The 10063-nt window shown below is 37.6% G+C and carries 12 protein-coding genes; all 12 read right to left on the reverse strand.

Annotated features, from left to right (window positions below):
* Window positions 1-64: 64 nt before the first annotated feature.
* On the reverse strand, window positions 65-2092 hold the full coding sequence (locus tag WC356_06500) for a hypothetical protein (GenBank protein MFA5382791.1): 2028 nt from the start codon (window positions 2090-2092) through the stop codon (window positions 65-67).
* On the reverse strand, window positions 2092-3195 hold the full coding sequence (locus WC356_06505) for a hypothetical protein (protein MFA5382792.1): 1104 nt from the start codon (window positions 3193-3195) through the stop codon (window positions 2092-2094). The genes WC356_06500 and WC356_06505 overlap by 1 nt, the downstream gene beginning before the upstream one ends.
* Before the next feature lie 9 nt (window positions 3196-3204).
* A complete protein-coding gene (locus WC356_06510; GenBank protein MFA5382793.1) occupies window positions 3205-3486 on the reverse strand; it encodes a hypothetical protein in 282 nt (93 codons plus the stop codon).
* A gap of 257 nt (window positions 3487-3743) precedes the next feature.
* Entirely contained in the window at window positions 3744-4163 is a 420-nt protein-coding gene (locus tag WC356_06515) for a DUF5675 family protein (protein MFA5382794.1), read from the reverse strand.
* On the reverse strand, window positions 4163-4504 hold the full coding sequence (locus WC356_06520; GenBank protein MFA5382795.1) for a hypothetical protein: 342 nt from the start codon (window positions 4502-4504) through the stop codon (window positions 4163-4165). The genes WC356_06515 and WC356_06520 overlap by 1 nt, the downstream gene beginning before the upstream one ends.
* A 14-nt stretch (window positions 4505-4518) precedes the next feature.
* Entirely contained in the window at window positions 4519-4917 is a 399-nt protein-coding gene (locus WC356_06525) for a hypothetical protein (GenBank protein ID MFA5382796.1), read from the reverse strand.
* Window position 4918: 1 nt separating this feature from the next.
* Window positions 4919-5296 carry a hypothetical protein gene (locus WC356_06530; GenBank protein ID MFA5382797.1) on the reverse strand — a complete coding sequence of 126 codons (378 nt, stop codon included), beginning with the start codon at window positions 5294-5296 and terminating at the stop codon, window positions 4919-4921.
* Between the two features lie 8 nt (window positions 5297-5304).
* Window positions 5305-5445 carry a hypothetical protein gene (locus tag WC356_06535; protein MFA5382798.1) on the reverse strand — a complete coding sequence of 47 codons (141 nt, stop codon included), beginning with the start codon at window positions 5443-5445 and terminating at the stop codon, window positions 5305-5307.
* An 11-nt stretch (window positions 5446-5456) separates the two neighbouring features.
* A complete protein-coding gene (locus tag WC356_06540) occupies window positions 5457-5909 on the reverse strand; it encodes a hypothetical protein (protein MFA5382799.1) in 453 nt (150 codons plus the stop codon).
* A gap of 55 nt (window positions 5910-5964) precedes the next feature.
* Window positions 5965-9468 (reverse strand): right-handed parallel beta-helix repeat-containing protein, encoded by a 3504-nt coding sequence (locus WC356_06545; GenBank protein ID MFA5382800.1) that lies wholly within the window; start codon window positions 9466-9468, stop codon window positions 5965-5967.
* Window positions 9465-9827: a hypothetical protein gene (locus tag WC356_06550; GenBank protein MFA5382801.1), complete on the reverse strand. Its 363-nt coding sequence runs from the start codon at window positions 9825-9827 to the stop codon at window positions 9465-9467. Before WC356_06550 ends, WC356_06545 begins: the two co-directional genes overlap by 4 nt.
* 51 nt (window positions 9828-9878) lie before the next feature.
* The coding region (locus WC356_06555; protein ID MFA5382802.1) for a hypothetical protein at window positions 9879-10063 on the reverse strand (185 nt) is incomplete at its 5' end.

A 10063-nucleotide genomic window follows, 5' to 3' on the forward strand; every position in this document is an offset into this window, starting at 1 on the left:
TGCATTCCCTTATCAAAAGTACTTATTATTAATTCTTCTCTTGGCATATTATTTCCATTATTCTCTATTCTAAAGTATAATGTGTTACACCATTTATCACAATCGCACGAACTGGAAGTTGTGCCGTTGTTGGTCCGCCACTTTCTGAGGCAACCCAAAATCCCGATGCTATAGCTCCAGCGAATGCAGCACCATTAGCGGCAGCAGCGAAACTAGTTGAAGCCGATAAAGCCGCCGTCCCCAATCCAAGAGCAGTTCTAAAATCAGCAGCCGCTAAAGCCGAAGCCGTATTATCAGCATTCATTCTTAAAAATGTTATTGCAGAGGGATTTGTTAAAGTGAATATATTACTACCTACAGTTGTAGCTCCGATATTACTTGCCGCTAAAGCTACTCCACTAATCTGATATGTGCCTGTAATATTACAATCTCCATCGTTATAAATATTGCCGCTTATACCATTAAATGAATTATTAGTTGTTCCTCCTTCAGCGCGTCCTGTTATTGCTGAATTGACACCAGCACCATGCGCATAACCATATACTGCACCGCCTTGTGAACTTCCAGTACTTGAACCAATAACTCCATACAATCCTGTTCCAACACCTCCTATAACTGCTCCCCATATTGGATACGTTGTAGAACTATGACTATAAATAGAACCACTAATTACCTCTAATCCAGGAGTAGTAGAATAAACATTAGAACCTATTCTTACTACTGCAGTACTACTCTCAAAGAACTGTATTTCATTTTCAATGGTATTACCTATATCGATATACTTAGTAGAACCAGCCGTTTTAAGTACTGCAGAAGTGCAGGTAAGTACTCCAGCTTTTGTTACTGTAAATGTAGGTGAAAGAGTCGGCCCGCATTGGAATGCAGTTGCCCCAGAAGAAATTATAGTTGAATTACCACCACCAGTAGCAGTTAAAGCTGTGCTTGATATAGTCAATCCAGCTAATTCACCATCCGTACCTGAAACTATAGTTAGCACACCCTTGATATAACAATTACCTTCTAGATATACTCTATCGCCATACAATCCATATCCACTTAAAGGACCCCACGTATCCGAAGTTATCCCTGTTAAGTTGCCAAACCTTGCTTCGACCGTACACCCACTTGCTGGATGAGAAGTCCATGTTACACACTGAGCATAAGGACTATTAGCACCATTTGCACCATCAATAGCCGTCACCTCATAGTATCCTTGTCCAGTTGTACCATAATCAAGAGCAAGTGTACCTTCTGTTATCGTTCCTGTAGCAGTACCAGCATTAGGATCAGCAGAACGGGTAAAAGTATATAATTGCACCATTCTTAGAGGAAGAGTATTACCCCAGTATCTTCTTCTTGAGAAAACTACAGTTCCCCATGCGTCCGCCACTGTAACGGTCGTATTACCTGAACGCGTCATTTGACGCAATCTAATCATATCTCCATCAGCGAAAACATTTCCAGAGAACCCTGCAAATTCTTCAACAGTTAATGTCCCTGTACCACCAGCAACAGGTAAAGGAAAAGGATTCATCAACTTAGCTACAGACTTACAAATTATTTGCCCTCCTGCAAGAGCTTGTTCTAAATCCGCTATAAATGCTTTAGCATGCAACTCATCCGTATATAAATATCTAAAATCAGCATTACCATTAGTAGTTATTCTATATCCTTGACTTTGGAAACTATATACTGCAGACGAGATACCACCTGAATTAGTAATAGCATCATTATCCTCACTTGTCACAGTTAAGGTAGAACAAGTTATATCTTTCTCCGAAGATTCTAACTCTTCTACGGCAGCAACTGTTGCACTATAACTAAATTTAGGGGTATTAGTTTTATGCACTTGATCAGACTTGACAAATAATCCAGGAATAGAATTAATAATTCCATCCTTTGTGCGCATAGATAAACAGTATTCATTATTACCTAAAGTAACAGCTTGAAAACCTACCTTACCAACATCTTCTGGAGTAGAAGTAGTCGGATCTGCTATCTTATCAATAAGACCATTAAGTGTGGATATTATACGGGATAATTCATCGTCTACACCACGATCCGATTGTTTTATATGTGTAAGTTTATTCATTAATCTTCCTCAAAGTCTACACTCGCAAATGATGAAATTGGGAATGTATTATTCTGCATATAGTATGCACGTTTAGCAAGAGTCTTATATTCTTCATATAGATTCTTATGATGTTTAGCAAGCATTAATCTATCAGTTACTTGTAAATCTCCACGTGTAGTATATAGATCGCTGATAATCAAATTTGATAATGCCTCATGAAATTCACTCTGTATCTCTGGAGTAGAACTACTTGCATTAGTTAGTGCATCTGGAACTTTAACAAAATCAAATGTCATATAGGTACCATCATCGTCAAAGTCAGTTAATGCAGTTCCATATTCATCGTAGAAATATATACTGCCATCATCATTGAATGATACTGCATAACATCCTACTGTTTCACCTGCACTATCTACACAACCTATATTAGTATAGAATACTACATTAGTATTAGGTTTCAATGTCAAAGTAGATGTAGTACCATCCTTATAGAAACTCCATGTATAATCACTTGCAGTATCAGTTAATGTCAATGGAGATGCAAGAGTATATCCAGTTACCGATTGACTAGTAAGTAATATAGTACTTGATTCAGTATTAAGTTTAGTCTCACGTACGAACCTTTTCTGAGCATTAGACATCTTCTTGACTATCATTGTATCCGGTATCTTAGGATGATGTAACTTAACCAATTCTACTAATTGAGGAACATTAAGTGAACTGCTTGCTGCAGATACAGTTGGAGTATATCCTAATGATACATAATCAAATCCAACACTCCAATTAATAGTGGTTCCTGCTGCACCTGTTACCTTTACACCTAACGCATCATTAGTATCATCGGCACTAAAAGTAAGTAACCATGCTTCAGTGCCAGTATCCATACTTAAATCACTACTAACAGGATAACCTACCCAAGAAGTAACACCAGCAACATTCTTAATGAGCAGATCAAATTCCCATTCATGCGTAGCAATAGTAGAAGTATTCTGAGCTATCGCCATACCACGTATGCGATAAGAAGCACTCGCAGCAATCAGGAATCTAGTACCATCTGCTTGATATATTTCTTTCTGTACCGCATTAGCAGTAGTTCCAGTCATTGTAACTTGATAAGCCATTGTATCTCCTTATAATGCACTGATAAGAAAATAAAGAATTGCTATTACTCCATCAGTTATTACTACATCCTGTAATCTTTTCCATATAGTAGGTTCTTCGGTAATATAAGTACTCTTGGTAGTATCATACGAAGTATATTCCACATGATTGAATATATCAGTCTTTCGTATAGAACAGAACAATGGATCTGCAAGAATATCGAATATATGTATCTGCTTGAATGTACCAAGAGAATCCTTCTGTTCAACTGAATCTGTGAATACTTCTCCAAACATACTTAACTTAGTCATTATGAAATTTCTCAAACTATCTGCAGTTATTCGTTCTGCTAAAAGTGAATCAATATATTTTTGCCTGTTCTTATCAGGTTTATAAACAGTAACAGGTATATGGACCGTATCCTTCAATGGTATATCCAATGAATGATTAGTTGTATCAATGCTTATTACTTCAGGACTATGACTTATTTTGTATTGGTTATAACTCATACCGGCCCAGAATATTAATACTGCTATGACCAATCCTGCTAATCCTGCATAAAGATATTTCATACATTATCCTTTATCGTAAGAGTAACATTCTCTTTCCTACCTAAAGCATGAATAATTAACGAAGCAATCCTATCATAAGCAAGTCTGGATTCCTCAATCCTACTATCTCCAAACGGATTATGTCTGCATACATTACCAAGTAATATACATCCAGAAGTGTCTGCCTCAGTATTGCCAGGATGTATCCGTATACCGGAGAAATTAGGAACATTCATTACTTCTAACATTAACCTCTTGTACTTAGGAGAATATGTATATTTAACATCATAAGTACCAGCAGGGATACGAGTCTCATCCTTAATCTTAATCTCCCTATACTCATCCTCTAAAGTGAATCCAGCAAACTTACCATCTATAAAGAATATACCAAGTGTATCGTTAGTACCAGAATCAAACCGTATAAGTTTAAGTTCCATTACGGAGTTACCTCATCTTTGCCAAGTTTATTCTCAAGTTGTTTCTTAACCCATCCTATTACCTTATCTACCAACCATTTACCACCTGAGATATAAAATAAGATTGCAAATGATACATTAAATATAAACTGGAATATAAGATTCTGCCAATCAGCAAATTTCATTGCAGGAGTAAATGACGTATTTAAGAATACCACTACTAATGTTACTACAGGTAATATATACCGTGACCGTATAGCATCAGGAGTGAATGCATAAATTGCGCCTACTATAAATGATGTACCAACTGCACACAATAACAATATCTTCCAATCAAATAACTCAAAGAATGTAAGTTCCATAATATTAATCCTTTCTACTTACGTTTCAAATCTGGAAGGATAGAAAGATCCTTCCAGTTATAAGGTTGCAAATTATTTATTTTCAATAGTCTAATAATTTCAATATCAGTAATTGCCTGTTCCTGTTTTGCTATGGTTTGCCTTTCTTCAGACAAAGTTTGACGTTGCTCTAACTTATCTAACGTAATTACCATTTTAGTCATTGCAATTGACAGAGTATCTACCTTTGCATCAATACCTTTAATATTGGTTGCATTTTCCTTTCTTCCTTCAACAAGATATGTATTGGTAGCAGTTATCTCTCCCAATGTTTCGTTACTCTTCAATAACATCATGACAAGTGCTCCATAAATGCCAAAAACAACAAGAACATCGCGCCATTTACTTATTCTCAATCTGAGTTTTTCTCCCATATTAATTTCCTTTTCCTGATTTATAATAGGGCATCTTTTCATACCTGGACATTTGTTTAATATATGCTTTTGCGAGTGAATCATCTCTTGCACCTGCTATACTGTCCTGTTTAGCTTTTGCAATTTCACGTAGTTCCCTATTCTGGGATAGGACCGATTGTTCATACATGTACTCATTTAATCTCCTATTTTCATTAATGGAAAATAAAACTCCCAAGGCACAAAAGAATACACTAACAACAGTAATAAGAAACATAGACCATAACCATGTTTTATGAATTCCGAATAACTCTTGCCAGTTTCTATCCCGATCCTCAAGATGTTCAGTAAGTGCTTTAGTAATAAATGGTTCACTATATTCCTGTTGTTTTCCATTCATGTAATCTCCTAACCGTGTGGAGGTGGTGGAGGCGGTGGTTTCTTAATTGTATCCTTAATCTGGAAGTCATTGATATTATCTTCATACCATTGACGATACGCAACCATCCATTCTATGAGACTTAATAAGTACTTTAATATTTTTTCCATAATCCATCTCCTTATATATAAGATAATAATATTGTTAGAATTATAACTGAAATAGTGAACAATACAAACTTCCATCTCTTAACTTCTTTGCCACAAACAAATCCTATAATAGAGGGTATTGTAAATTTCCATATCTTTCTCGGTTCAGATAACCAATATAAAATATCGGGTATTCCGAACTTATTAGGATGTAAGTCTAAATACTCTTTTGGTAATTTAATGAAATTTGAGAGTAAGAAATATCCCAAATCCTCCACACCACACCAATGATTAAGAGCTACAAAGAAAATATTTATCCAAGCCGTCCAACTAAACCCCCAAATTGAGAAAGCAAACATACCCATATAAATATAGAATAATGCAAATTGAGTTAGACTTGCCCAATCTGAAGCGACCTTATTCACCCTTGGTATTGTAGATAGATCATCGTCGTAACCCCAGTAAAGAAGTTCTGACTTAGCCATCTTAGTCAAATCATACAATGACCAGAGTAAAAGATTGCCATATATGAATAATAGATTAATGATAATACACCTTCAGTCTCGGAGCATTGGCTACTCCAGAGTCAGTGAATCCTTGACCATAGAAAAAGTTATTCGTAGTTGGAGTCTTTGCTGTTATGACTATACCAATGTAGTTCCCATCAGCAAAACCTCCACGATCTATAACTGCTTGAATCTTTGCACCAATATTAGGCGATGTGTACCATGCGGTTCCACTACCTGCGAATGTCCACTCCACACTACTTGCCCCGACATAACCACTGTGATGATTATAAATTGTGTGAACGTCAGCCGCATTATAAACTGCCGCGTTATCCTCATCCACTACCCACACTAAAGCAATATCATCGGTTGACCAGTTAGCACCACCCCCACCCCCCCACTGGAAAAAAGCAGAATCAATGGTTTTACCATCAAGTGCTTTTATACAAAATTCAAACCCCGATTGCAACTCATCGCCAGCGGCACTTTGTCCAACACGCGGGTAATCGAGTGCCTCATCAGTTCCGGTTGATCGGCCATTTCTGTTCGCGGCTAAGACTGTATCTATTTCATTAATCGGGTCAACCATTGCGATAAGTCCACTATCAGGAGCAAGGACTATAGGTGTTGCGATGTAAGCACCGCTAACAGGGTCTTTCCAATAGTTTTCTTGGATTGTAAAGTTCTGAGATACATCGGTACTATTCACAAATAAACTATCAACTATATCTGTTCCAGTCGTTCCATAATATCCAAGTGTCGAATTTATTTCCTGTCCAGCAAGAGAATCGCGAACTTGTGTTAATGTTAAAGAATAACTGCCAGCAGGAGTTGTGTAGACAAACGGAGTTGCCCATCCTCTCGGATTCACATATTCATTATAATCCCAAGTCCCAAATGCTCTCCACGAATGCCACCTTGCAAAACGATCTTGCCAAAAAGAAAAATGACAATTTGTGGTTGCATTGTTAGTATATAATCTATTGTTTTTTACAACATATTCAGGAGTCAAATGATAAGTGGAATCCATTATTGTCCAAATTCCGTAACCAACAGAGCCACTTGAAAAATGAATCAAATTATTATCAACTGAATCTGCTGCGTTTGTGTATTGATTGAATATTGCTGCCCATCCACCGTCGTGAATCACATTGTGGTGTATTCTGCTATTGTGTATTCCAGAATCATAATATATCGCAAACAATGAAGCTGATGCAGGTGTGCCACTGCTCGGAGTATATTTTATACCATGTGCGAAGTAATTGTGATGTGTTACTGTATGGTTACCATCTCCCAAATAGATACCTCCACCATCATCGAAGCGTGCCATGTAATGTTCAACATGATTGTAACTTATGTCTGAGTAGTTACGAGCATACATGCCATTTGAAGCGGTTGAGTCTATAGTGTTACGATAATAGACAACTGAATCTGCCCAATTCATCAATCCACGAGGAGCATAATATTTACCATAAGTAAGACCTATTGAGTGTATCTTGTTAGAATCTGCTTTCCAACTTGTTGCACTTTGTGCCCATATTCCAGTGCCGTGAGTAAGCGAAATGTCATTACCGAAGAAACTAAATCGTTTAGCATCTCCTGAAACTCTTATACCATCTCTATATTGTTTCCAAACTCTGCAATATTTTACAGTATCATATTGTGGAGTACCATCGAATTTAATACCTGCCGAATCCTGTTTCTCGAATTGTAAGTTCTCAATTTTTAGATAAGACTTGTCTGTCCAGAGTCCGTTGTGTCTTGTGACTCCTTCAACTGTCAAACCATTAGGGTCTGCAACTGAATAAAGATAAAGTGAATCCAATGTTGTATTAAAGCAGAACTCTCCCACCGTATCAGGCAATAACGGATAGCCGTCAAGATATAAGGGAAAACCCGTTGTCGGTGCAACTTCTACTGCACTTGATACCGCGATACTATCATCCTTATTACTTATAACAGTCTTTCCATAATTGCAATACCAGTTTTGAACCAACACCGATATATTACATCCTACTAAGCCATCTTCAGCTATCGTGCCTAATTCAGTTGCGCGAATCTTGGTAGTGGTAGCACCTGCAAGAACACGATAATAAGTGTTTGCATTAGGCAATCTTGCAAGCGTTTGTTGAACCCCAGCAACATATAAATCATAAATATCACTTGTTGTATGTGTTACCCAGAGATTAGTTCCACGTGTTACCCATCCGGTAATTATATCCGCACCGGAAATATTAGCAGTTCCGGTAGAGTATCTTGTAACCACAATCGGTAATGCAGAGGTTCCATTCTGCTTAATATTTATTTGTCCTCTATAGGTTCCGGAAGCAATGAATATGCTATCACCCGGTGAGAATGTCTGAGTATTTAATTTATCAATCGTTAGCCAAGGTTGAGTTGCAGCGTGTCCACCATAATCGTCATTACCAGTAGGACTTAGATAATAATTAGTTGCATCCGCTGGAGGTTGTCCAGCGAATACTATAAATGCGGCTATTAAACTATCTATACGAGTGTTTGCCGCGCTCTCGACCACGTCTATGTGATCTCTAAGAGCGTTAATAGAATCCATTCTTGCATTAAGTTCGGCACGTAATGTTGCAATAGAGTCTATTTTTATATACTGATTATCGGCTCTGGTTTTAGTTAATACTCCCCCTGCCGATGTTGTGTCCAAATTCAAATGAGCCGCTTTACTGGCTTTCTCTACGGTTATCAATGTAGTTTTACTTACTACTTTGCTTGTTGCGTCTGTATAAATCGTGTCTCTGGATAAGGTAGAATCAGGTGCGCCTATACTGCCTCTCATTTGTGCAAAGGTTTCTCCAAGCAATGTCTGAGCATTAGCTGACGGAGTAATCCCCGCATAGGTTGTTAAGTCTGCATCTTTAGGTTGGTACTGGTTATCTCCGCGAGTTTTATTGACTATACCACTTCCGGCTGTAACCGTATCTACATCAATCGTTCCGGTAGTCATAATAGCTCTTCCAGAAACAATACCTATTCCCTTAGTTATACTTGTAACAGTTCCCGTTCCGGTACCGGCGGCAATTAAAGATTTAATATAGGCACTATCACAAAGAGCTATTGTTCCAAGTTCAAGCGAAGTCCTTCCGGTTGCGGCTATAAGTCCGGTAGAACCCCCATCCCATTTTAATCTATCACTATAGGCGGTGTTCCAATTCGTAGCAGAAGCAATCCCGCAAAAATTATCTACTGCATAGCTTAATGTAATTGCATGTTTTGTGGTGTTTGTATCTGCGCGTGTCTCAAATTTATTCCCAAACTCTACCGTATCTACATATGCACCATTTTTTACATCGGCAGTATTTAATTTCAAACTAATCAAAGACTTTATATAAGTACTATCGCACATAGCCATAGTGCCTAATCCGGTCGAACTAAGAGAAAGCGTTACTGTGCTTGGATAGGGAGTAGCTATCAAAGTACTTGTGTCATAAAACCACTCTAATCTCTTATTGTCCCCTCCGAAACAAATAGCAGATAAAGTAAAGATTAAAAATAACAGTCGTTTCATTCTTTCACCTTTTTGAAGGGTTTTATATTTTCTTCGTCACTTAAAGACATTACTACATTGTCCCAAATATCGTTTGGTAAATCTTCTTCTTTAATCTCTATTGGTTCGTCAACCAGTTCTATGTATTCTTTTTGGAACGCCTCAAACTGTTCGGGCATTACCTCTTTTACGCCCCTCTCATTTAACACCCCATGTTTCTCTATTAATCGCTTTCTCTGCTCCTCATAGTCCTCTGTTATAGTCCTAATTTGTTTGACAAATCTTGTTGCCCTAAACCGCATTTTAGCGGACAGGTCTGTATTTATTAGTTTTTGGAAAGCTGGAACTGCGTTTAATATTTGTCTAAGTGTTAATGTCATTAATGTGTCCTTTTAATTTATAACTAATTCTTCTCTTGGCATAATTGTTCTCTATTCTAAACAATAATGTGTTATGCTATTTATCACGATTGCACGTACAGGCAATTCAGCCGTAGTTGCTCCGCCAGACGATGTTGCAACCCAAAACCCTGATGATATAGTTCCAGCAAATACCGCACCTTGCGTAGATGGAGCCGCACCAACATCGGCATATGTAAGACCATGTGCCGCAAAGC

Source organism: Candidatus Micrarchaeia archaeon, assembly GCA_041653315.1.
GTDB lineage: Archaea > Micrarchaeota > Micrarchaeia > Anstonellales > JAHKLY01 > JAHKLY01.

Bases quoted from the DNA above. Each gene is read 5' to 3' on its own strand.
- WC356_06500 (MFA5382791.1), bottom strand. From the start codon at position 2,092: ATGAATAAACTTACACATATAAAACAATCGGATCGTGGTGTAGACGAT.
- WC356_06505 (MFA5382792.1), bottom strand. From the start codon at position 3,195: ATGGCTTATCAAGTTACAATGACTGGAACTACTGCTAATGCGGTACAG.
- WC356_06510 (MFA5382793.1), bottom strand. From the start codon at position 3,486: ATGACTAAGTTAAGTATGTTTGGAGAAGTATTCACAGATTCAGTTGAA.
- WC356_06515 (MFA5382794.1), bottom strand. From the start codon at position 4,163: ATGGAACTTAAACTTATACGGTTTGATTCTGGTACTAACGATACACTT.
- WC356_06520 (MFA5382795.1), bottom strand. From the start codon at position 4,504: ATGGAACTTACATTCTTTGAGTTATTTGATTGGAAGATATTGTTATTG.
- WC356_06525 (MFA5382796.1), bottom strand. From the start codon at position 4,917: ATGGGAGAAAAACTCAGATTGAGAATAAGTAAATGGCGCGATGTTCTT.
- WC356_06530 (MFA5382797.1), bottom strand. From the start codon at position 5,296: ATGAATGGAAAACAACAGGAATATAGTGAACCATTTATTACTAAAGCA.
- WC356_06535 (MFA5382798.1), bottom strand. From the start codon at position 5,445: ATGGAAAAAATATTAAAGTACTTATTAAGTCTCATAGAATGGATGGTT.
- WC356_06540 (MFA5382799.1), bottom strand. From the start codon at position 5,909: ATGGCTAAGTCAGAACTTCTTTACTGGGGTTACGACGATGATCTATCT.
- WC356_06545 (MFA5382800.1), bottom strand. From the start codon at position 9,468: ATGAAACGACTGTTATTTTTAATCTTTACTTTATCTGCTATTTGTTTC.
- WC356_06550 (MFA5382801.1), bottom strand. From the start codon at position 9,827: ATGACATTAACACTTAGACAAATATTAAACGCAGTTCCAGCTTTCCAA.